This window comes from Streptomyces sp. NPDC025793 (genome assembly GCF_055558375.1).
In genome coordinates this window covers 205,305-224,986 of sequence record NZ_JBVHMR010000002.1, presented here as the reverse complement: position 1 = coordinate 224,986, position 19,682 = coordinate 205,305, and the positions used below count along the sequence as shown (strand labels likewise).

The 19,682-nt window shown below is 68.6% G+C and carries 18 protein-coding genes and 1 pseudogene; 11 read left to right on the top strand and 8 right to left on the bottom strand.

What is annotated here, in order from left to right:
• Nucleotides 1-640: 640 nt before the first annotated feature.
• Entirely contained in the window at nucleotides 641-2,914 is a 2,274-nt protein-coding gene (locus tag ACZ4MF_RS04850; RefSeq protein WP_467489824.1) for a transglycosylase domain-containing protein, read from the top strand.
• A gap of 129 nt (nucleotides 2,915-3,043) precedes the next feature.
• Nucleotides 3,044-4,588 (top strand): glycosyltransferase family 87 protein, encoded by a 1,545-nt coding sequence (locus ACZ4MF_RS04845; protein WP_467489822.1) that lies wholly within the window; start codon nucleotides 3,044-3,046, stop codon nucleotides 4,586-4,588.
• A gap of 101 nt (nucleotides 4,589-4,689) precedes the next feature.
• Here the strand turns inward: ACZ4MF_RS04845 and ACZ4MF_RS04840 are convergent, their stop codons facing one another.
• The 3 genes from ACZ4MF_RS04840 to ACZ4MF_RS04830 all read right to left on the bottom strand — a co-directional run bounded on the left by ACZ4MF_RS04840 (nucleotide 4,690) and on the right by ACZ4MF_RS04830 (nucleotide 7,367).
• Nucleotides 4,690-5,721 (bottom strand): alanine racemase, encoded by a 1,032-nt coding sequence (locus ACZ4MF_RS04840; protein ID WP_356032467.1) that lies wholly within the window; start codon nucleotides 5,719-5,721, stop codon nucleotides 4,690-4,692.
• An 83-nt stretch (nucleotides 5,722-5,804) separates the two neighbouring features.
• Nucleotides 5,805-6,926 carry a peptidoglycan bridge formation glycyltransferase FemX gene (gene femX, locus ACZ4MF_RS04835; RefSeq protein ID WP_467489820.1) on the bottom strand — a complete coding sequence of 374 codons (1,122 nt, stop codon included), beginning with the start codon at nucleotides 6,924-6,926 and terminating at the stop codon, nucleotides 5,805-5,807.
• A gap of 123 nt (nucleotides 6,927-7,049) precedes the next feature.
• On the bottom strand, nucleotides 7,050-7,367 hold the full coding sequence (locus ACZ4MF_RS04830; protein ID WP_467489818.1) for a hypothetical protein: 318 nt from the start codon (nucleotides 7,365-7,367) through the stop codon (nucleotides 7,050-7,052).
• Between the two features lie 271 nt (nucleotides 7,368-7,638).
• Between ACZ4MF_RS04830 and rpsF the strand changes: the two genes are divergently transcribed.
• From rpsF to rplI, 4 genes are all read left to right on the top strand, one after another.
• The gene (gene rpsF / locus ACZ4MF_RS04825; protein WP_005482942.1) at nucleotides 7,639-7,929 is read left to right on the top strand and encodes a 30S ribosomal protein S6; all 291 of its coding nucleotides are present in this window, start codon (nucleotides 7,639-7,641) and stop codon (nucleotides 7,927-7,929) included.
• Nucleotides 7,930-8,007: 78 nt separating this feature from the next.
• Complete coding sequence (locus tag ACZ4MF_RS04820; protein WP_467489816.1) at nucleotides 8,008-8,604, top strand: single-stranded DNA-binding protein; 597 nt, start codon at nucleotides 8,008-8,010, stop codon at nucleotides 8,602-8,604.
• A gap of 41 nt (nucleotides 8,605-8,645) precedes the next feature.
• Nucleotides 8,646-8,882 (top strand): 30S ribosomal protein S18, encoded by a 237-nt coding sequence (rpsR, locus tag ACZ4MF_RS04815; protein WP_003949403.1) that lies wholly within the window; start codon nucleotides 8,646-8,648, stop codon nucleotides 8,880-8,882.
• Nucleotides 8,883-8,900: 18 nt separating this feature from the next.
• Nucleotides 8,901-9,347 (top strand): 50S ribosomal protein L9, encoded by a 447-nt coding sequence (gene rplI, locus ACZ4MF_RS04810; protein WP_071380565.1) that lies wholly within the window; start codon nucleotides 8,901-8,903, stop codon nucleotides 9,345-9,347.
• A gap of 143 nt (nucleotides 9,348-9,490) precedes the next feature.
• Here the strand turns inward: rplI and ACZ4MF_RS04805 are convergent, their stop codons facing one another.
• The gene (locus ACZ4MF_RS04805; RefSeq protein WP_467489814.1) at nucleotides 9,491-10,828 is read right to left on the bottom strand and encodes an MATE family efflux transporter; all 1,338 of its coding nucleotides are present in this window, start codon (nucleotides 10,826-10,828) and stop codon (nucleotides 9,491-9,493) included.
• A gap of 482 nt (nucleotides 10,829-11,310) precedes the next feature.
• On the opposite strand from ACZ4MF_RS04805, the gene dnaB reads away from it, so the two are divergent.
• A complete protein-coding gene (dnaB, locus tag ACZ4MF_RS04800; RefSeq protein ID WP_467489812.1) occupies nucleotides 11,311-12,789 on the top strand; it encodes a replicative DNA helicase in 1,479 nt (492 codons plus the stop codon).
• A 137-nt stretch (nucleotides 12,790-12,926) separates the two neighbouring features.
• Here dnaB and ACZ4MF_RS04795 read toward each other — a convergent pair.
• Nucleotides 12,927-13,435, bottom strand: a pseudogene (locus ACZ4MF_RS04795) (dienelactone hydrolase family protein); the annotation flags it as partial.
• Nucleotides 13,436-13,474: 39 nt separating this feature from the next.
• On the opposite strand from ACZ4MF_RS04795, the gene ACZ4MF_RS04790 reads away from it, so the two are divergent.
• Nucleotides 13,475-14,860, top strand: a complete 1,386-nt coding sequence (locus tag ACZ4MF_RS04790) for a serine hydrolase domain-containing protein (RefSeq protein WP_467489810.1) — start codon at nucleotides 13,475-13,477, stop codon at nucleotides 14,858-14,860.
• Nucleotides 14,861-14,929: 69 nt separating this feature from the next.
• Here the strand turns inward: ACZ4MF_RS04790 and ACZ4MF_RS04785 are convergent, their stop codons facing one another.
• Entirely contained in the window at nucleotides 14,930-15,382 is a 453-nt protein-coding gene (locus tag ACZ4MF_RS04785; RefSeq protein WP_467489808.1) for a GNAT family N-acetyltransferase, read from the bottom strand.
• Nucleotides 15,383-15,391: 9 nt separating this feature from the next.
• A complete protein-coding gene (locus ACZ4MF_RS04780; protein ID WP_071380569.1) occupies nucleotides 15,392-15,850 on the bottom strand; it encodes a MarR family winged helix-turn-helix transcriptional regulator in 459 nt (152 codons plus the stop codon).
• Nucleotides 15,851-15,992: 142 nt separating this feature from the next.
• On the opposite strand from ACZ4MF_RS04780, the gene ACZ4MF_RS04775 reads away from it, so the two are divergent.
• On the top strand, nucleotides 15,993-17,201 hold the full coding sequence (locus ACZ4MF_RS04775) for an MFS transporter (RefSeq protein WP_467489805.1): 1,209 nt from the start codon (nucleotides 15,993-15,995) through the stop codon (nucleotides 17,199-17,201).
• A 127-nt stretch (nucleotides 17,202-17,328) separates the two neighbouring features.
• Nucleotides 17,329-17,748 carry a GlcG/HbpS family heme-binding protein gene (locus ACZ4MF_RS04770; protein WP_467489803.1) on the top strand — a complete coding sequence of 140 codons (420 nt, stop codon included), beginning with the start codon at nucleotides 17,329-17,331 and terminating at the stop codon, nucleotides 17,746-17,748.
• A gap of 125 nt (nucleotides 17,749-17,873) precedes the next feature.
• Here the strand turns inward: ACZ4MF_RS04770 and ACZ4MF_RS04765 are convergent, their stop codons facing one another.
• Nucleotides 17,874-18,740 carry a GNAT family N-acetyltransferase gene (locus ACZ4MF_RS04765; protein WP_467489801.1) on the bottom strand — a complete coding sequence of 289 codons (867 nt, stop codon included), beginning with the start codon at nucleotides 18,738-18,740 and terminating at the stop codon, nucleotides 17,874-17,876.
• Between the two features lie 149 nt (nucleotides 18,741-18,889).
• On the opposite strand from ACZ4MF_RS04765, the gene ACZ4MF_RS04760 reads away from it, so the two are divergent.
• Entirely contained in the window at nucleotides 18,890-19,522 is a 633-nt protein-coding gene (locus tag ACZ4MF_RS04760) for an HAD family hydrolase (protein ID WP_467489799.1), read from the top strand.
• Nucleotides 19,523-19,682 lie beyond the last annotated feature (160 nt).

Here is a 19,682-nt window from a genome sequence, read left to right as displayed (position 1 = left end):
ATCACATCACCGATTCATACGGTGCAGGTTGCCTGTTTTGGGGTGAACTTCAGGGCTCAGCGGGTTTTGGCGGTGCGTAGTCTGTGCGGCATGCACATCGCCGGGAACCAAGCGACGTCTGGGGAGCGTCGTCGTCCCCGGTGCGGTACGGGTGAATGCAGGACCGACCACATCCGTACTCCGGGGGGACCGGAAACCAGCCGCCGTTCCAGGCGCGCACGGGTGCGCCTGCCCGAGGAGTAATCGTTCGATGAGCGAGCACCGTCGCAAACCGCCGCAGCCGCAGGGAGGCGGACGTGCCGCGGCCCGACGTGGTCAGTCCGGCTCGTCCTCCGGCCGCCGTGCGGCACCGCGTGGCGCCACCGGGTCTCCTGCCGACTCCTATGAGTCCAGTTCCTATGGGTCGGACAGCGGCCCGGGTGGCGAGGAGCGTTCCTACGGCGGCCGGGCCGAAGCCCGCCGCGCGGCGCAGAGAGGCAGCCGCCGCAGAGGCGCCGACAACACAGGTCCGGGCGGCCGGGGAGGCGGCCCGGGCGGTCCCAGCGGTCCCGGGCGCGGCAGAGGCCGCGCGTCGACCGCGCCCGGCAGGAAGAGGTTCATCGACTACCCCCGGTCCGGCAAGTACGGATGGCGCCGCTGGATGCCCTCCTGGAAACTTGTCACCGGGATGTTCATCGGCTTCGTCGGCAGCCTGGTCGCGCTGGTCGGCGTCGGGTACGCGATGGTCTCCGTGCCCGACGAGAACGCGGCGGCCAAGTCCCAGAACAACGTCTACTACTGGGCCGACGGCACGCAGATGGTGGCCACGGGCACCGGCGTCAACCGGCAGAACGTGAACATCGCCCAGATTCCCGAAGCGATGCAGTGGGCCGTGATCTCGGCCGAGAACAAGAGCTTCTACCAGGACTCGGGTGTCGACCCCCAGGGACTCCTGCGCGCCGTGGTCAACATGGCGCGGGGCGGCCAGACCCAGGGCGGCTCAACGATCACCCAGCAGTTCGTGAAGAACACCTACCTGAGCCAGCAGCAGACCCTCACCCGCAAGTTCAAGGAGATGTTCATCTCTATCAAGGTGGGGACGAAGCTCTCCAAGTCGCAGATCCTTCAGGGCTACCTGAACACCTCGTACTTCGGCCGCGGCGCCTACGGCATCCAGGCGGCGGCGCAGACTTACTACGGCAAGGACGCGAAGGATCTCACGCCGAGCGAGTGCGCGGTGCTCGCTGCGCTGCTGAAGGGCCCGACGTACTTCGACCCGGCCGGCAACGCGGACCTCGACCCGTCGGCGACCCAGCAGGCGAACACGCAGCGCTCGAAGGACCGCTGGGGGTGGATCCTCGAGCAGATGCACAATGACCACCACCTCACCGACGTGCAGTTCCAGCAGGCCACCAAGCAGTACCCCGTGCCCGACGGCCGCAAGGCGACCAAGGGCATGACCGGCCAGATCAGCTACCTGGTGGACACGGCGAAGAAGTACGTCCTCGCGCACTCCGACATCACCGAGACGCAGTTCGACCAGGGCGGCTACCAGATCCAGACGACCTTCGAGAAGGACAAGGTCAACCAGCTGGCAGCGGCCGTGAAGAAGGTCCAGAAGGACCGCATCGACCCGAAGAAGCGTGATCTGGACAAGTACGTCCAGTTCGGTGCGGCGTCGGTGAAGCCCAAGGACGGCGCGATCGTCGCTCTGTACGGCGGTGACGGTTACGAGAACGGCCACTTCACGAACAACGCCGACACCTCCGGCGTCCCGGTCGGATCGACGTGGAAGCCGTTCGTGCTCGCCGCGGCGATGGAGTACGGCACGTACCGGACCGGTGGGGAGGGTCTCTCGCCGCTGAGCAAGTACAACGGCAACGACCATCTCAAGGTGCTGAACAACGACGGCAGCCCGGTGCTGACGAAGGACAACTCGGTCTTCTACCAGCGCAACGAGAGTGACTACAAGTGGGGCTACATCTCGCTGCGCAAGGCGATGGAGCAGTCCGTCAACACACCGTTCGTCCAACTCGGTATGGATGTGGGGCTGACGCATGTCCGGGACGTCGCGCAGGCGTCCGGCATCCTGAGGGACAGCTTCTCGACGCTCAACCCGTCCTTCTCCATCGGTACCTCGACCCCGAGCGCGATCCGCATGGCCGACGCGTACGCGACGTTCGCCGCGTCGGGTCAGCACACTGACCCGTACTCGGTGACCGCCGTGAAGAAGGACGGCCAGGAGCTGCCGGGCTTCACCAAGCCGAAGGTCAGCACGGCGATTCCCGAGAACGTGGCGAACAACGTCACGGACGTCCTCCAGAACGTGATCCAGAACGGTACGGGTGTGAACGCCAAGGCCCTGGGCCGGACGGCGGCAGGCAAGACCGGTACCACCGACAGCAACAAGTCGGCCTGGTTCGTCGGCTACACCCAGCAGCTGTCCACCTCGGTGGCGATGTTCCGTGAGAACCCGAAGGACCATGAGCTGCTGTCCATGAACGGCACGGCCGGGGTCGAGTCGATCCACGGTGGTGACATCCCGACCTCGGTGTGGACCGAGTACATGAAGGGCGCGCTGAAGAACGCCAACGACAACGGCTTCCCGGCCGCCACCGAGATCGGCAAGGTCCAGGACGAGGCGGGCGCTCCGACTCCGACGCCGACCCCGACCATCACACCGAGCCCGAGCGCGTCCCAGTCGCCGAGCCCGACGCCGAGCGCGACGAACACCTCCCCGTCCCCGTCGGCGAGCGACACCTGCCAGTGGAACTGGGGCAACCCCTGTAACGGCAATGGCAACGGCACCGGCGGTACAGACACGGGTGGCACCACCGGAGGAACCTCTCCGTCACCCACGCCCACCGATACGACCGGCAACGGCAACACGCGAGGCAATGGCAGCGGAGGCATCTTCGCTGGCGCCAATGGCTAGCCGCCGACCCGGACCGGTTGGCGACCATTTCGTCCGCTGCGGGTGTTTCACGTGAAACATGGGCCGCCGCACCCACGAGGTGCGGCGGCCCTCCGCTTTTTCCTGGGCACGTACGGCAGGATGTGCCCCATGCCCAGTGCAGAGATGACGCCTGCGGGCGTGCACGAGCCCGAGCCCGTGCGGCCCGCCACGGCAGAACCGGCGCCGCCGACCAGGGAGGACGAGGTCGCCGCGGCCGGCAGCGAGCTGATCGGAGGTCCCCTCGGACGGCGAGCCCTGCTCGGCACGTCCTGGTGGACGCCCGTACGAGTCATCGCGCTCGTGGCGATCGGCATGTTCGCCCTCGGCCTGGTCCAGAAGGCCCCCTGCTATCACAGTGCCTGGTTCTTCGGCGCGAGCAGCCAGTACACGAAGGCCTGCTATTCGGACATCCCGCACCTCTACCAGGGGCGCGGGTTCGCCGACCATCTCGTGCCGTACTTCGACAAGCTCCCGGACGACATGTCCGGCGGCATGGGCTATCTCGAGTACCCGGTGCTGACCGGCGTGTTCATGGAGGTGGCCTCCTGGCTCACCCCGCACAGCGGCACCATCCAGTACCAGGAGCAGTGGTACTGGTTCGTCAACGCCGGGATGCTGCTGGTGTGCGCGGTCGTCATCGCCGTCTGCGTGGCCCGCACCCACCGTCGGCGCCCCTGGGATGGCCTCCTGGTCGCCCTGGCGCCCGCCGTCCTGCTGACCGCCACGGTCAACTGGGACCTGCTGGCGGTGGCGCTCACGGCCGCCGCGATGCTGATGTGGTCCCGCAGCCGGCCCGTCGCCTTCGGTGTCCTCCTGGGCCTCGCCACGGCCGCCAAGCTCTATCCGGTGTTCCTGCTCGGTCCCCTGTTCGTGCTGTGCTGGCGGGCCGGCAAGTGGCGGGAGTTCGTCCAGGCCACGATCAGTACGGTGCTCGCCTGGTTCGTGGTGAACCTGCCGGTGATGCTGTTCGCATTCGAAGGCTGGTCGAAGTTCTACACGTTCAGCCAGGAACGGGGCGTCGACTTCGGTTCCTTCTGGCTGATCTGGGCGCAGAACTCCAGCAACCCGCCCTCGACGGGTTTCGTGAACGCCGCCGCCACCGTGCTGGTGGTGCTGTGCTGCCTCGGTATCGCCGTGCTGACGTTCACCGCCCCGCGCCGGCCGCGCTTCGCGCAACTGGCCTTCCTGGTGGTCGCGGTGTTCATCGTCACCAACAAGGTCTACTCCCCGCAGTACGTCCTGTGGCTGGTGCCGTTGGCGGCTCTCGCCCGGCCCAAGTGGCGCGACTTCCTGATCTGGCAGGCGTGCGAGATGGCGTACTTCCTGGGCATCTGGATGTACCTCGCGTACACGACCAGCGGAGACGCCCACAAGGGGCTGCCGACGCTGGGTTACCACTGGGCGATCGTGCTGCACCTGGCGGGCACGCTGTACCTGTGCGCCGTCGTCGTACGGGACATCCTCATGCCGGAGCGGGACGTGGTGCGCCGGTCCGGCGACGACGACCCCTCGGGCGGGGTGCTCGACGGAGCGGAAGACGTCTTCGTGCTTGGAGCGGCGGCCTACGAGCCGCGTCACGCCGCTCACTTCGAGGGGCCTCAGGTGGACTGGGGCAGGCCGGTGCCGCCCTCCCCCGAGAACCGTTCGCTCTGAGCGAACAACCCTTCAGGGGCTGACGCAGAAGGCCGTACCCGGGTGCTCCGGGTACGGCCTTCTCGCTGTCCTGAAAGGGACTCGGTGTCCTGGGTGCCGGCTCAGCGGTCCATGATGCGGTCGAACTGGGTCGTGGTGTGCCGCAGATGGGCCACCAGCTCGTCCCCGACCTTCGGCTCCGGGGCGTCCGAGGGCACGAACAGGATCGACACCTGCATGTGCGGCGGCTCGGCGAACCAGCGCTGCTTGCCGCCCCAGACGAATGGAGAAAGGTTCCGGTTGACGGTGGCGAGGCCGGCCCGCGCGACGCCCTTGGCACGCGGCATGACGCCGTGCAGTGCCTTCGGGGCCTCCAGACCCACCCCGTGCGACGTACCGCCCGCCACGACCACCAGGAAGCCGTCCGAGGCCGCCTTCTGCTGGCGGTAGCCGAACCGGTCGCCCTTGGCCACGCGCGTCACGTCCAGGACGGCACCGCGGTACTCGGTGGCCTCGTGGTCCCCCAGCCACAGCCGCGTGCCGATGCGGGCGCGGAACCGGGTCTGCGGGAACTGCTGCTGGAGCCGGACGAGTTCGTCGGCCTTGAGGTGGCTGACGAACATCGTGTGCAACGGCAGCCGGGCCGCGCGCAGCCGGTCCATCCAGCCGATGACCTCCTCGACGGCGTCCGAGCCGTCGGTGCGGTCCAGCGGCAGATGGATGGCGAAGCCCTCCAGCCGGACGTTCTCTATGGCCTGGTGCAGCTGCGGCAGGTCCTGCTCGCTGATGCCGTGCCGCTTCATCGAGGACATCACCTCGATGACGACACGGGCGCCCACGAGGCCGTACACGCCGTCGATCGACGACACCGAGCGCACCACCCGGTCGGGCAGCGGCACCGGCTCCTCGCCGCGCCGGTACGGCGTCAGCACCAGCAGGTCCCCGCCGAAGAAGTCCTTGATGCGTGCGGCCTCGTAGGTCGTGCCGACCGCGAGCAGGTCGGAGCCCAGCCGTGTGGCCTCCTCGGACAGCCGCTCGTGCCCGAAGCCGTAGCCGTTGCCCTTGCAGACCGGGACGAGTCCCGGGAACTGCTCCTGCACGTGCTTGTGGTGCGCCCGCCAGCGCGCGGTGTCGACGTAGAGCGTGAGCGCCATGGCCGGACCCGGGACCTTTCTCGTGGCTGCGGTGGATCAGAGGTGTCTGAGCTGTGAAGGCTATGGAATCAGACGGCCGCGGCTCAACGGCGCGACATGTAGATGTCGAGCGCCTTGTGGAGCAGCTTGTTCAGCGGGAAGTCCCACTCGCCGAGGTACTCGGCGGCCTGCCCGCCCGTGCCGACCTTGAACTGGATCAGGCCGAACAGGTGGTCCGTCTCGTCGAGCGAGTCCGAGATGCCGCGCAGGTCGTAGACGGTGGCACCGAGGGCGTAGGCGTCGCGCAGCATCGTCCACTGCATCGCGTTCGAGGGCCGGACCTCACGGCCGATGTTGTCGGAGGCGCCGTAGGAGTACCAGACGTGGCCGCCGACGATCAGCATCGTCGCGGCGGAGAGGTTCACGCCGTTGTGCCGGGCGAAGTACAGCCGCATCCGGTTCGGGTCCTCGGTGTTGAGGGCCGACCACATGCGCTGGAAGTACGACAGCGGGCGCGGCCGGAAGTGGTCGCGCACGGCCGTGATCTCGTACAGCCGCTGCCACTCGGCCAGGTCCTGGTAGCCGCCCTGGACCACCTCGACACCGGCCTTCTCGGCCTTCTTGATGTTGCGGCGCCACAACTGGTTGAAGTTCTTGTGGACCTCTTCCAGGGAACGATTCGCCAGCGGCACCTGGAAGACGTAGCGGGGCTGGACGTCACCGAAGCCGGCGCCGCCGTCCTCGCCCTGCTGCCAGCCCATACGGCGCAGCTTGTCGGCCACCTCGAAGGCGCGCGGCTCGATGAAGTCGGCCTCCATGTCGCGCAGCCGCTTGACGTCCTGGTCCTGGATGCCCTTCTTGATGGTCTCCGCGTGCCAGCGACGGATGATCACCGGTGGGCCCATCTTCACGGAGAACGCGCCCTGCTGCTTCAGGTGCGCCAGCATCGGCTGGATCCAGTCGTCCAGGTTCGGCGCGAACCAGTTGATGACCGGGCCCTCGGGCAGGTAGGCCAGGTAGCGCTTGATCTTGGGCAGCTGCCGGTAGAGGACCAGGCCCGCGCCGACCATTTCGCCCGTGCGCTCGTCGAACCAGCCGAGGTTCTCCGAGCGCCACTCCGCCTTGACGTCGGCCCAGGCCGGGACCTGCATGTGGCTCGCCGCCGGCAGGCTCTGGATGTAGGCCAGATGCTGCTCGCGGCTGATGGTCCTCAGGGTCAGGCTCATTCGGGGCGCTCCTCGGGCTGGTGTGTCCCCATGGGTACAGGGGCTCCGGCTCTCGCGCCGAAGCCTACTGCGCCGTGCGAGCGCCCCGACTGGGCGTACGGCCCTAAATCCCGGCGGGCCGCCTCAGCCGCCGATGAGTCCGCCGAAGAGACCGCCGTGTGCCATGCCGATCAGGAAACCGATCCCGGAGGCGCCGAGCCCCAGGATCAGGGCGAAGCGCTCACGCGTGGTCACGGAGATCCACTGTCCGTAGATGCCGACGAGCAGGCCCACGAGACCCGCCCATGACGTCAGCAGATGGAGGCCGTGGAAGAAGGACGTGATGAAGGACAGCAGACCCAGGGCGAGCGTGATCGCCGCCAGTGTGTCCTGGAGCGGACGGGCCTTGCCGTCCGTGGCGAAGAGGGAACCGGCGACGTTGGGATGCATTACCTGTGCCATGGGCACCTCCTGCGGAAGGCGGCGCATAGTAGCGCCGTACACACCCGACGTGTACAGAGTGACCGCCTCCACGCCCGGATTTCAACCGGAAGCGGGTGTGCGGGTAGTCTGTACCGTCTGCACCGGTGTCTGCCCACTGCCTGCTCAGGTAAGACCGCGGGAGCCTCAGCGCCCCCGATTGTCAGTGGTCGCGGATACCGTTGCGTACGCATCACAACCCTCCTGCCACGGAACGACCGTGGCCGCTGAGTCCAAAGGAGGTGGGTTCCACATGCGTCACTACGAGGTGATGGTCATCCTCGACCCCGATCTGGAGGAGCGCGCTGTCGCCCCCCTGATCGAGAACTTCCTCTCCGTCGTCCGTGAGGGCAACGGCAAGGTGGAGAAGGTCGACACCTGGGGCCGTCGTCGTCTCTCGTACGAGATCAAGAAGAAGCCCGAGGGCATCTACTCGGTCATCGACCTTCAGGCCGAGCCTGCGGTCGTCAAGGAGCTCGACCGCCAGATGAACCTGAACGAGTCGGTCCTCCGGACCAAGGTCCTCCGCCCCGAGACCCACTGAGCCCTCCCGCTCAGCTGATCTCGGGATCCGAGTAGCAAGCAAGCAGCCAGAGCAGCAAACCCGCCGAGAGGTTCCCCCATGGCAGGCGAGACCGTCATCACGGTCATCGGCAATCTTGTCGACGACCCCGAGCTGCGCTTCACCCCGTCCGGTGCGGCGGTCGCGAAGTTCCGCGTCGCGTCCACTCCCCGCACCTTCGACCGCCAGACGAACGAGTGGAAGGACGGCGAGAGCCTCTTCCTGACTTGCTCGGTCTGGCGTCAGGCGGCGGAGAACGTCGCCGAGTCGCTCCAGCGAGGCATGCGCGTGCTCGTGCAGGGCCGGCTGAAGCAGCGGTCCTACGAGGACCGGGACGGCGTCAAGCGCACGGTCTACGAGCTGGACGTCGAGGAAGTCGGCCCCAGCCTGCGCAACGCGACGGCCAAGGTCACCAAGACCTCCGGCGGTGGCGGGCGCGGTGGCCAGGGTGGTTACGGCGGCGGTGGCGGCCAGCAGGGCGGCGGCTGGGGCGGTGGCTCCGGTGGCGGTCAGCAGGGCGGCGGCGCTCCGGCCGACGACCCGTGGGCGTCCGGCGCTCCCGCTGGTGGCAACCAGCAGGGTGGCGGCGGCTGGGGCGGTGGCTCCGGCTCCGGCTCCGGCGGCGGTGGCGGCTACTCGGACGAGCCCCCCTTCTAAGGGCTCGTATCCACACTTCTTGATCACACAGGAGAAACACCATGGCGAAGCCGCCTGTGCGCAAGCCGAAGAAGAAGGTCTGCGCTTTCTGCAAGGACAAGGTCACGTACGTGGACTACAAGGACACGAACATGCTGCGGAAGTTCATTTCCGACCGCGGCAAGATCCGTGCCCGCCGCGTGACCGGCAACTGCACCCAGCACCAGCGTGACGTCGCCACGGCCGTGAAGAACAGCCGTGAGATGGCGCTGCTGCCCTACACGTCCACCGCGCGCTAAGGGAAGGGTGACCGACACATGAAGATCATCCTCACCCATGAGGTCTCTGGCCTCGGTGCTGCCGGCGACGTCGTTGACGTCAAGGACGGTTACGCTCGCAACTACCTGATCCCGCGGAACTTCGCGATCCGCTGGACCAAGGGTGGCGAGAAGGACGTTGAGCAGATCCGCCGCGCCCGCAAGATCCACGAGATCCAGACCATCGAGCAGGCCAACCAGGTCAAGGGCCAGCTCGAGGGCGTCAAGGTCCGCCTGGCCGTCCGCTCCGGCGACTCCGGTCGTCTCTTCGGTTCCGTCACCCCGGCCGACATCGCTTCCGCGATCAAGGCGTCCGGTGGCCCCGAGGTCGACAAGCGTCGTATCGAGCTGACCTCTCCGATCAAGACCCTGGGCGCCCACGAGACGTCCGTGCGTCTGCACCCCGAGGTTGCCGCCAAGGTCAACATCGAGGTCGTCTCGGCCTGATCGCCGAGTGATCGCCGCGCTCGTTCGAGCCGGTGAAAGGGGCCGCACCCTTGCGGGGGTGCGGCCCCTTTCCGTTGCCCGGAATGGTAACCGGGCCATGTTTCACGTGAAACCGAGGCCGCTCCGAGATCGGCGGCCCCAGGTCAGCGGGTCGCGCCCGTCACGATCCAGCGGCCCGAACGGGAGCGCAGCCACAGGGTCAGCAGGCGGATCGTCATCATCAGCGTCATCGCCGTCCACAGCGCGGTGAGACCGCCGCCGAACACCGGGACCAGCAGGGCCACCGGAGCGAACACGGTGAGGGTGACGACCATGGCCCCGGCCAGATACGGCCCGTCACCGGCACCCATCAGGACACCGTCCAGGACGAACACGATCCCGCAGATTGGCTGCGAGAGCGCCACCAACAACAGGGCGGGCAGCGCCGCGCCCTTCACCACGGAGTCGCCGGTGAACAGCGGGAGGAAGAGTGGACGGGCGGCCACCACGAGAGCACCGAGCACGACACCGGTCGCGATGCCCCACTGCACCATGCGGCGGCAGGCCTCTCGCGCGCCCTGAGCATCGTCCGCGCCGAGATAGCGGCCGATGATCGCCTGCCCCGCGATCGCTATCGCGTCGAGAGCGAAGGCGAGCAGGCTCCACAAGGACAGAACGATCTGGTGCGCGGCGATGTCGGCGTCGCCCAGACGCGCAGCGACGGCCGTGGCGATCATGAGGATCGCTCGCAGGGAGAGCGTGCGGACCAGGAGGGGAAGGCCGGCCTGGGCCGAGGCCCGGATGCCGGCGGTGTCCGGGCGGAGGGAGGCGCCGTGCCGACGGGCCCCGCGTACGACGACGGTCAGGTAGACGGCCGCCATTCCGCACTGGGCGATGACGGTTCCCCAGGCCGAACCGGCGATGCCGAGTCCGGCGCCGTACACGAGCCCCGCGTTGAGGGCGCCGTTGACGACGAAGCCGCCGACGGCGACGTAGAGCGGTGTCCTGGTGTCCTGGAGTCCGCGGAGCACACCCGTGGCGGCGAGGACGATGAGCATGGCCGGGATACCCAGAGCGGAGATACGCAGATACGTCGTGGCGTACGGGGCCGCTGTCGCGGAAGCGCCGAAGAGGTCCACGATGCCGGGTGCCAGAGGAAGGACGACGGCGATGACGCCGATGCCGAGCAGCAGTGCCAGCCAGATGCCGTCCATGCCTTGCCGGATGGCCGCCGGCAGATCGCCCGATCCGACGCGCCGGGACACGGCGGCCGTGGTGGCATAGGCGAGGAAGACGAAGACGCTCACGGCGGTGGTGAGGAGGGCGGAGGCGACGCCGAGACCGGCGAGCTGGGCGGTGCCGAGGTGGCCGACGATCGCGCTGTCCGCCATGACGAACAGAGGCTCGGCGACGAGTGCGCCGAAGGCCGGGACTGCCAGCGCGACGATCTCTCGGTCGTGCCGGCGGCGGGTGGCCCGGGGTATCGCGGGAGCCTGTGTCATGAGCACCAATCTAATCGTCCACAGGTAAGAGATGCAACCCGTTTATGACCCTTACTCATCCTGGTGAGGCGTGTCCTTTCGCGCGGTGTTCGAAGCGAACTTGGTCCGACTGGGAAAGTTTTTCTTCTGCACAGCCAGTGGATGCTAAATGCGCAGGTCACAGCCCCCTGTTGGAGGGGCTAGAGGGCTTTTTCACAGAGCTGTCCACCGGGTCGTGCACAGGTTTCCGGGAGTTCTCCACAGCATCGGGGCTGTCGTCCACATGACCTGTGGATAACCAGATTGGCTGACGGTGCCGAGGGGCCTACCGTGGTCCGGCGCCCGCTCCTTCTCTCGGCCGGGGGAAGCGTCTTTCCCGCGGTCCTGGAATCGTCACAAACCCGACGCGTCAGAACCGGAGTTGGGCCTCTCATTTGTCAGTGTCGTGCCGTACAAAAGAGGACACGGCGAGGTCCGCCCTGCGGACGGGAGGAGGTGGCTCGGTGAGCATTTCCGAGCCCTTGGACGATCCATGGGCCGACAGCGGCCCCAGTGATCGTCTGCCCGCCTCGCGTCGACGCGGCGACGGAGGCCGGGGTCGTGGCGAACAACACGACCGGGGCCGGGAGAACAACGACTGGGACGGCGGCGGTTCATCCTTCGAGCGGGTGCCGCCGCAGGATCTGGACGCCGAGCAGTCGGTGCTGGGCGGCATGCTGCTGTCCAAGGACGCCATCGCCGACGTCGTCGAGATCCTCAAGGGCCATGACTTCTACAAGCCCGCGCACGAGACGATCTACCAGGCGATCCTCGACATCTATGCCAAGGGCGAGCCGGCCGACCCGATCACCATCGCCGCCGAGCTCACCAAGCGTGGCGAGATCAACAAGGTCGGTGGGGCGTCGTATCTGCACACGCTCGTCCAGACGGTACCGACGGCGGCGAACGCCGAGTACTACGCGGAGATCGTCCACGAGCGCGCGGTCCTGCGCCGCCTGGTCGAGGCCGGCACCCGTATCACGCAAATGGGATACGCGGCCGACGACGACGTCGACGAGATCGTCAACCGCGCCCAGGCCGAGATCTACGCCGTCACCGAGCAGCGCACCAGTGAGGACTACCTGCCGCTCGGCGACATCATGGAGGGTGCCCTCGACGAGATCGAGGCGATCGGCTCGCGCAGTGGCGAGATGACCGGTGTGCCGACCGGGTTCACCGACTTCGACTCGCTGACGAACGGCCTGCACCCGGGCCAGATGATCGTCATCGCGGCTCGCCCCGCCATGGGTAAGTCGACGCTCGCGCTGGACTTCGCGCGGGCCGCCTCGATCAAGCACAATCTGCCGAGCGTCATCTTCTCCCTCGAAATGGGCCGCAACGAGATCGCGATGCGTCTGCTGTCCGCCGAGGCCCGGGTCGCGCTGCACCACATGCGCTCGGGCACGATGACCGACGAGGACTGGACCCGGCTCGCCCGCCGTATGCCGGACGTCTCGGCCGCGCCGCTGTTCATCGACGACTCGCCGAATCTGTCGATGATGGAGATCCGCGCCAAGTGCCGCCGTCTCAAACAGCGCAACGACATCAGACTGGTCGTCATCGACTACCTCCAGCTGATGCAGTCCGGCGGCTCCAAGCGCGCCGAGAGCCGTCAGCAGGAGGTCTCGGACATGTCCCGTAACCTCAAGCTGCTCGCCAAGGAGCTGGAGATCCCGGTCATCGCGCTGTCACAGCTGAACCGTGGTCCCGAGCAGCGCACCGACAAGAAGCCGATGGTCTCCGACCTGCGTGAGTCCGGCTCCATCGAGCAGGACGCCGACATGGTCATCCTGCTCCACCGCGAGGACGCCTACGAGAAGGAGTCCCCGCGCGCGGGCGAGGCCGACCTGATCGTGGCCAAGCACCGAAACGGCCCGACGGCCACGATCACGGTCGCTTTCCAGGGTCACTACTCCCGCTTCGTGGACATGGCCCAGACCTGACCCTGATGTGCGCAGGGGTCAACCAACCCGGGGTCGGCCCATCTCCGGACGGGAGCGCGTCGTGAGCGCGCACGGCCGCAGTTCGCCGACCTCGATCCTGCGGTGCACAGCATCGTGGCCCGGCTCGCTCCGTCAGGGGGCAAGCACTCGGCGAGCAGGTCGACGATGTCGTGCCAGGCTCGCTGTGCGTGGTGCGGGTGGTGAAAGGCGTGCTGGGCTCCGCCGTAGACCACGAGGCGCCGCTCGACGCCCGCGGCCTGCTTCTCGGCGGCCTGTGGTCAGTGCGTCGACCGTCCCGATCGCGTGCAGGTTGACCCCGTCGCGTCCGAGTTCCAGCACGATTGCGCCCCCGGTGCCGTAGCCGACAGCGGCGATCCGGTCGGGGTCGGCGCGCAAGGGAGTCACGCGCGCCAGCATCTTCTGTGGGTCGGTGACCAGCGCCCGCCGCGGAGGTCGAAGTCCGGCACCACGTACCCCAGTTCGGCGAGGGCGTCGGTCCGGCGGCGCTGGAAGTCGTTCCGGTCGGGCCCCTCGGGCCCGGTCAGGACTGGCGACCGGTGGCCGACCCCGGCGGGAGCGCGAGGTGCCCGATCACCGTGAGGCCGTCGGCCGGGTATGCGACCGTGTGCGTGGTGACCGGGGAAATGGATTCGACGCCGGCCACCGGACCAGATGGACTGGCCCCATGACGACAGCTCAGGAAGACCTGCTCCCTGCCACCCGGCGAGCTCTGCTGCACCGGATCGCCGTCGCACAGGCGGAAGGGCGGGCGCCGTCGCTGGTCGCGGCCCTCGTACGGGGTGGGCGGACCGTGTGGCACGGGGCGCGGACCTCGGTGGACGGACATGCCCCGGACGAGACCGTGCAGTACCGGATCGGGTCCATCACTAAGACCTTCACCGCAGTCCTGGTGATGCGACTGCGCGACGAGGGCCTGCTCGATCTCGGTGACCCGCTGGAGAAGCATCTGCCGGGTACCGGGGTGGGTGAGGCGACGATCGCCGAACTGCTCGCTCACAGTGCTGGGTTGGCTGCCGAGTCACCCGCGCCCTGGTGGGAGCGGACCCCCGGCTCGCTGCGCCCCGAGCTGAGCGATGTGCTGGGCGAGCGCCCGCTGCTGCACCCTGTGGGCCGTCGGCACCACTACTCCAACCCCGGCTACACCCTGCTCGGTGCACTGGTGGAGGAGTTGCGCGGTGCTCCGTGGGAGGAGGTGCTGCGCGGCGAGATCCTTGAGCCGCTCGGCCTGCACCGCACGTCCGCGCAGCCGCAGCCTCCGCACGCGGGTGGATGGGCGGTACATCCGTGGGCGGACGCGCTGCTGCCCGAACCACTGGAGGACCTGGGCCGGATGGCGCCGGCCGGGCAGCTGTGGTCGACCACGGGGGACCTCGCACGGTTCGCCGCGTTTCTGGCCGTAGGAGACGATCGGGTCCTGAGCGCGGAGTCGGTCCGCGAGATGCGGACCCCCGCGGCACCCGCCGAGGTGTCGGACGTGCTGGACGGGGTCACCTACGGCCTCGGGATGCAGCTCCAGTCCCGAGACGGTCGGCTCCTCGTCGGCCACTCGGGCTCGCTCCCGGGCTTCTTGGCGAACCTCACCATCGGCGTGGAGGACGATGTGGCAGCGGTGGTGCTGGCAAACTGCACCAGTGGGCCGCTGCTGGGAGCGGTGGGCGCCGATCTCGTCCGTATCGTCGCCGAGGCGGAACCGCGGATCCCCGAGCCCTGGCGGCCGCTGCGCGAGGTCGATCCGGCGCTGCTGGACCTTGCGGGGCAGTGGTACTGGGGGACCTACGCCTACGGCCTGCGGGTGACCGCCGACGACCGGCTCGCCCTGGGCCCGCTGACCGGCAACGGGCGGCGAGCCCGCTTTCGGTCCAACGGTGACGGCACCTGGACGGGCCTGGAGGGCTATTTCGCCGGAGAGCTGTTGCGGCCCGTGCGACGCCCGGATGGATCCGTCAGCCACCTGGACCTCGGATCGTTCGTCTTCACGCGGCAGCCGTATGACACGGAGGCGCCAGTGCCGGGCGGAGTGGACCCTGATGGCTGGCGGGGCATCGGCTAGGTGAACGAACGGCCGGGGGTGTGTTTCACGTGAAACACACCCCCGGGCCCGTCTGGTCGTCCTCAGCCGTCAGAGCTTCAGCTTGAAGCCTTCGTGTGAGGCGCTGAAGCCCAGCCGCGCGTAGAAGCGGTGGGCGTCGGTGCGGCTCTTGTCGGACGTCAGCTGCACCATCGCGCACCCGAACTGCCGGGAGGTGTCGATCGCCCACTGGATCAAAACCGTGCCCAGCCCGCTGCCCCGGTCGTCGACGTGGATGCGGACGGCTTCGATGAGCGCGCGGGTCGACCCCTTGTGGGAGAGCCCGGGGATGATCGTGAGCTGGAGCGTGCCGATCACGCGGTCCTCACGCACGGCGACGACCAGGTGCTGGTTCGGATCGGCCGTGAGGCGTTCCAGCGCGGCCAGATAAGGGGTCAGGTCGTCCGGTGATTCGCGCTGGGCACCCAGCGGGTCGTCGGCGAGCATCGCGACGATCGCCGGAAGGTCGTCGGCGGTCGCGTGGCGTATCTCAAGATCTCCCATGTCCGCACCCTATGCGGGCACGTTCAGGGACTCCACGACTCGGACCAGCGGGGTCAGTTCGGGGTTCTTGGAGGCATCGTCCAGGGCCTCGCGCAGGGCGGCGTCGTTGGTGGGCCGGGCCTCCTCCAGCAGACGCAGGCCCGCCTCGGTGACGTTGGTGTAGATGCCACGCCGGTCGGTGGGGCACAGGTAGCGCTCCAGGAGCCCGCGGTCCTCCAGGCGGGTCACCAGACGGGTGGTGGCGCTCTGACTGAGGACGACCGCGTCGGCGACCTGCTTCATCTGGAGATGGCCGCCCTCGCCGTCGTGCTGTCGGCTGAGTACGTCCAGCAGGGAGTACTCGCGCACGCTCAGATCGTGCTGTGCCTGGAGGGCGCGCTCGATGTGCGCCTCGATCCTGCCGTGCAGGGCAGAGAGGGCGCACCAGCCCTGGGCGAGGGCGGTGAGCGCGGGGTCCGTCGCTGTCATTGGCGTTTTCCTCCGTCCCGGAGCGGCTGTATCAAGGATAGAGCAGCCTCGCAATAGTGCGCGATTGCCATTAGCCAGCGTCTGCAACTATTGTGGACGCACGCAAAGCGCTCCTGCAACCGTATGGGAAGGTTCACCCCTCATGCCTCTCGCGCTTCTGGCCCTCGCGATCGGGGCCTTCGGAATCGGAACGACCGAGTTCGTGATCATGGGACTGCTGCCTGAGGTCGCAGGTGACTTCGGGGTCTCCATCCCCACGGCAGGCCTGCTCGTGACCGGCTACGCGCTGGGCGTGGTCATCGGCGCTCCGCTGATGACCGTGCTCGGCACCAAGGTCCCCCGCAAGCGGATGCTGATGTTGCTGATGGGCCTCTTCATCGTCGGGAACCTGGTCTCCGCGGTGGCCCCCGTCTTCGCCGTCATGGTGATCGGACGGGTGATCGCCTCGCTCGCCCACGGCGCCTTCTTCGGTATCGGCTCCGTCGTCGCGGCCGAGCTGGTGGCGCCCCACAAGAAGGCCGGAGCCATCGCCATGATGTTCACCGGCCTGACCGTCGCCAATGTCGTCGGCGTCCCGCTCGGCACCCTCATCGGCCAGCACGTCGGCTGGCGCGTCACCTTCGGCGTCGTCGCCGCTCTCGGTGTCGTCGGCCTCGCGGGCATCGCGAAGCTGGTGCCCGAGCTGCCGAAGCCGGAGGGTGTGCACCTGAGGCACGAACTGGCCGCCTTCAAGAACGCCCAGGTCCTCCTCGCCATGGCGATGACGGTCCTCGGTTTCGGCGGTGTCTTCGCGGCCATCACCTACATCGCGCCGATGATGACCCACATCGCGGGCTTCGCCGACGGCTCGGTCACCTGGCTGCTGGTCCTGTTCGGCCTCGGCATGGTCGGGGGCAACCTCATCGGCGGCAAGTTCGCCGACCGCGCCCTGATGCCGATGCTGTACGTCTCCCTCGGCGCCCTGGCCGTCGTCCTGGCGCTCTTCACGCTCACTGCGCACAACAAGATCGCGGCGGCCGTGACCATCGCCCTGATCGGAGCCCTCGGCTTCGCGACCGTCCCGCCGCTCCAGAAGCGCGTCCTCGACCAGGCCCATGGTGCCCCGACCCTCGCGTCGGCCGTGAACATCGGCGCCTTCAATCTGGGCAACGCCCTGTCCGCCTGGCTCGGCGGCATCGTGATCGCGGCCGGCTTCGGCTACGCGGCCCCGAACTGGGTCGGTGCCACCCTCGCCGCGGCCGCCCTGGTCCTCGCCGTCCTCTCGTCGGCCCTGGAGCGCCGCGGCGGACCGCGGAGCACCGTGATCGCCACCGGAACGCCAGTCGGGCAGCAGACGCCCGTCCATCACTGAGCACCCCGGACCGCGGCCCCGCCCGCCGGGCCTCACTGGCGGCCGGACCCATGACCACCAAGAACCCCAGCCACGTCCAGGACCTCAGCACGTCCCGAGGTCTCGGCACCACCCAAGGAGAACACCCATGAGCACCACCTCCGTCGCCCCGCTGTCCATCGAGGACGCCGAGCTGCTCGTTGCCACGGCCCGTCGTGCGGCCGAGGCGGCCGGAGTCACCGTCAGCGTGACCGTCCTGGACGCGGGCGGGCACCTGCTCGCCTTCCGCCGGGACGACCGGGCGGTGCTGATCTCCGGTGAGACCAGCACTCGCAAGGCCTACACCGCGCTTCAACTGAACGCGCCCACCGCCGACCTGGTCGACGCCGTCCAGCCGGGCGGCCTCTTCCACACCCTGCCCACCGCTCTCGACCGGCCCCTGCTGTTCATCGCGGGCGGCGTGCCCGTGCACCGGGACGGCCGGCTGATCGGTGCCATCGGTGTCGGCGGCGGTACCCCGGAGCAGGACCACGGCTTCGCCACGGAGGCTGCGCGGACCCTCGCCTGATCACGGCCCGCACGCACCCCCCCGACGGACGGACGCCGGCCCCGCCACATCACCGGCGGGGCCGGCGTCCGTCGTATGTCGGCGTACTCCACAACCGAACCTCAGGTCCGTCCGGCGTACGCGTCTCAACCCGCCGCGACCGTCAGCGGGGCGAACCGCCGGGTCCAGTCACCCGGGAGGTCCGGGATGCCGTACGTCATCACGGAGTTGAACGCCACGGAGGCCAGCCCGCGCGTCTTCGCCCAGGCCAGCAACTCCTCGTGGCGTACGTCGATGTCGGTGCGCAGCGGACGGTCGGTACGGTCCGCCAGTGAGGAGATGAGGGCTTTGGCGGTCTCGGTGTCGCGGGCGATCAGCGGGCCGACGACATGCGTGTCCATGTTCGGCCACGCGGCTGTGTAACCGGTGAGTGTGCCGTCCTCCTCGGCCACCCGGAGCTGGTCGGCGAAGGCGGGCAGCCGCACGAGGAGAGGGGTGCGGTCGCTGCCGAACACCTCCTCGTCGAGCCGCAGGATCGAGGGAAGGTCCTCCGCGGTGGCAGCGCGGGTGAGGACCCCGGACTCCGGTCCACCGCGAGTGAAGTGGCCGCTGAGCATCTCGGCCCGGCCCGTCACCTTGAAACCCAGTTCCTCGTACAGGGGGCGGCCGTTCTCCGTGGCGTGCAGGGTCAGCGGAGTGGCTCCCATGGTCGACACGACATGGCGCATCAAGCGGCGCCCGACGCCCTGGCGGGCATGCCGTTCGGCGACCAGGACCATGCCGATGGCGCCGAGATCCGGAAGCCCCCACGACCCGTACTGCGTGACGACGCACGCGGCGACGAGACCACCCTGCGGGTCGTCGATGCCGAAGCCGTTTCCGGCCGTGAGGAGAAAGCCCCACTTGTGTTCCTCGCGTGGCCACCCCCGGTCTTCGGACAAGTCGGCGCAGGCGGTGAGATCGCGAAGCGTCAGACGGCGGATGGGTAGAGCGGCGAGGGAAGGAGTCGGCACGCAGGTCAGGCTGTCCGACGGGCACCCCTGGCGTCCACCCGTTTCGACGGAGACGTACGTGCTTTTGGCCATGCATGGGCCCGCGTGGCGCCGGCGGGCGGCCTGAGAGTGTTTCACGTGAAACATCGGCAGCCCGTTAGCCTCGGGCCATGGCGAGACTGCATCTCTTCGATCTTGACGGCACGTTGCTGCACGGCACGACCGCCCCGGTGGAGATTTCCCGCCAGCTGGGGCGGGAGGTGGAGACAGTGGCGCTGGACCGGGCGATCGCCGAGGGGCGGATCGGTCCGCCGGAGTATGCGGCGCGGGTGTACGAGCTGTGGGGTGATCTGACCGACGCGCACGTCGATGTCGCGTTCCGGGCGGCGCCCTGGCTGGCCCGGATCCGTGAAGTCTGGGAGGAGATCCGAAACGCGGGCGAGTACTGCGCGGTGGTGTCCCTCTCGCCGTCCTTCTTCGTGGAGCGCCTGCTCGACTGGGGCGCTCACGCGGCTCATGGATCGCGTTTCCCGGCCGTGCCGTTCACCGAGCCGGTCGACCCGGCCGGGGTGCTCAGCGCAGCGGCCAAGGTCACTGTCGCCGACCGGCTCTGTGCGGAGTTCGGGGTGGCGCGGGCGGACTGCGTGGCATACGGCGACTCGTCCTCGGACTGGGACCTGTTCGCCGCCGTGCCGGTCTCCGTGGCGGTCAACGCGGACGCCCGCCTGGCCGGCCTCGCGACGCACCGCTACACGGGGCGGGATCTGTGGGACGCCTATGAACTGGTGGCCGCCGAGCGGTAGTTGTCGGACCGGGCGGCTCTGCCGTCCTGCCTGGTGCGCGTGGGCGGCGGGGGGGATTTGTATGCGGGACGACGGCCGGTAGGGTCGGGGCGGGTGCTACGGCTGGCCGCCCGCCGGGGGAACATGCATCTTCCCAGGGGAGGTGCGCAGACCGACCGCA

Coding starts and splice junctions, on each gene's coding strand:
- ACZ4MF_RS04850 (WP_467489824.1), top strand. CDS start 641: ATGCCCTCCTGGAAACTTGTCACCGGGATGTTCATCGGCTTCGTCGGC.
- ACZ4MF_RS04845 (WP_467489822.1), top strand. CDS start 3,044: ATGCCCAGTGCAGAGATGACGCCTGCGGGCGTGCACGAGCCCGAGCCC.
- ACZ4MF_RS04840 (WP_356032467.1), bottom strand. CDS start 5,721: ATGGCGCTCACGCTCTACGTCGACACCGCGCGCTGGCGGGCGCACCAC.
- femX (WP_467489820.1), bottom strand. CDS start 6,926: ATGAGCCTGACCCTGAGGACCATCAGCCGCGAGCAGCATCTGGCCTAC.
- ACZ4MF_RS04830 (WP_467489818.1), bottom strand. CDS start 7,367: ATGGCACAGGTAATGCATCCCAACGTCGCCGGTTCCCTCTTCGCCACG.
- rpsF (WP_005482942.1), top strand. CDS start 7,639: ATGCGTCACTACGAGGTGATGGTCATCCTCGACCCCGATCTGGAGGAG.
- ACZ4MF_RS04820 (WP_467489816.1), top strand. CDS start 8,008: ATGGCAGGCGAGACCGTCATCACGGTCATCGGCAATCTTGTCGACGAC.
- rpsR (WP_003949403.1), top strand. CDS start 8,646: ATGGCGAAGCCGCCTGTGCGCAAGCCGAAGAAGAAGGTCTGCGCTTTC.
- rplI (WP_071380565.1), top strand. CDS start 8,901: ATGAAGATCATCCTCACCCATGAGGTCTCTGGCCTCGGTGCTGCCGGC.
- ACZ4MF_RS04805 (WP_467489814.1), bottom strand. CDS start 10,828: ATGACACAGGCTCCCGCGATACCCCGGGCCACCCGCCGCCGGCACGAC.
- ACZ4MF_RS04790 (WP_467489810.1), top strand. CDS start 13,475: ATGACGACAGCTCAGGAAGACCTGCTCCCTGCCACCCGGCGAGCTCTG.
- ACZ4MF_RS04785 (WP_467489808.1), bottom strand. CDS start 15,382: ATGGGAGATCTTGAGATACGCCACGCGACCGCCGACGACCTTCCGGCG.
- ACZ4MF_RS04780 (WP_071380569.1), bottom strand. CDS start 15,850: ATGACAGCGACGGACCCCGCGCTCACCGCCCTCGCCCAGGGCTGGTGC.
- ACZ4MF_RS04775 (WP_467489805.1), top strand. CDS start 15,993: ATGCCTCTCGCGCTTCTGGCCCTCGCGATCGGGGCCTTCGGAATCGGA.
- ACZ4MF_RS04770 (WP_467489803.1), top strand. CDS start 17,329: ATGAGCACCACCTCCGTCGCCCCGCTGTCCATCGAGGACGCCGAGCTG.
- ACZ4MF_RS04760 (WP_467489799.1), top strand. CDS start 18,890: ATGGCGAGACTGCATCTCTTCGATCTTGACGGCACGTTGCTGCACGGC.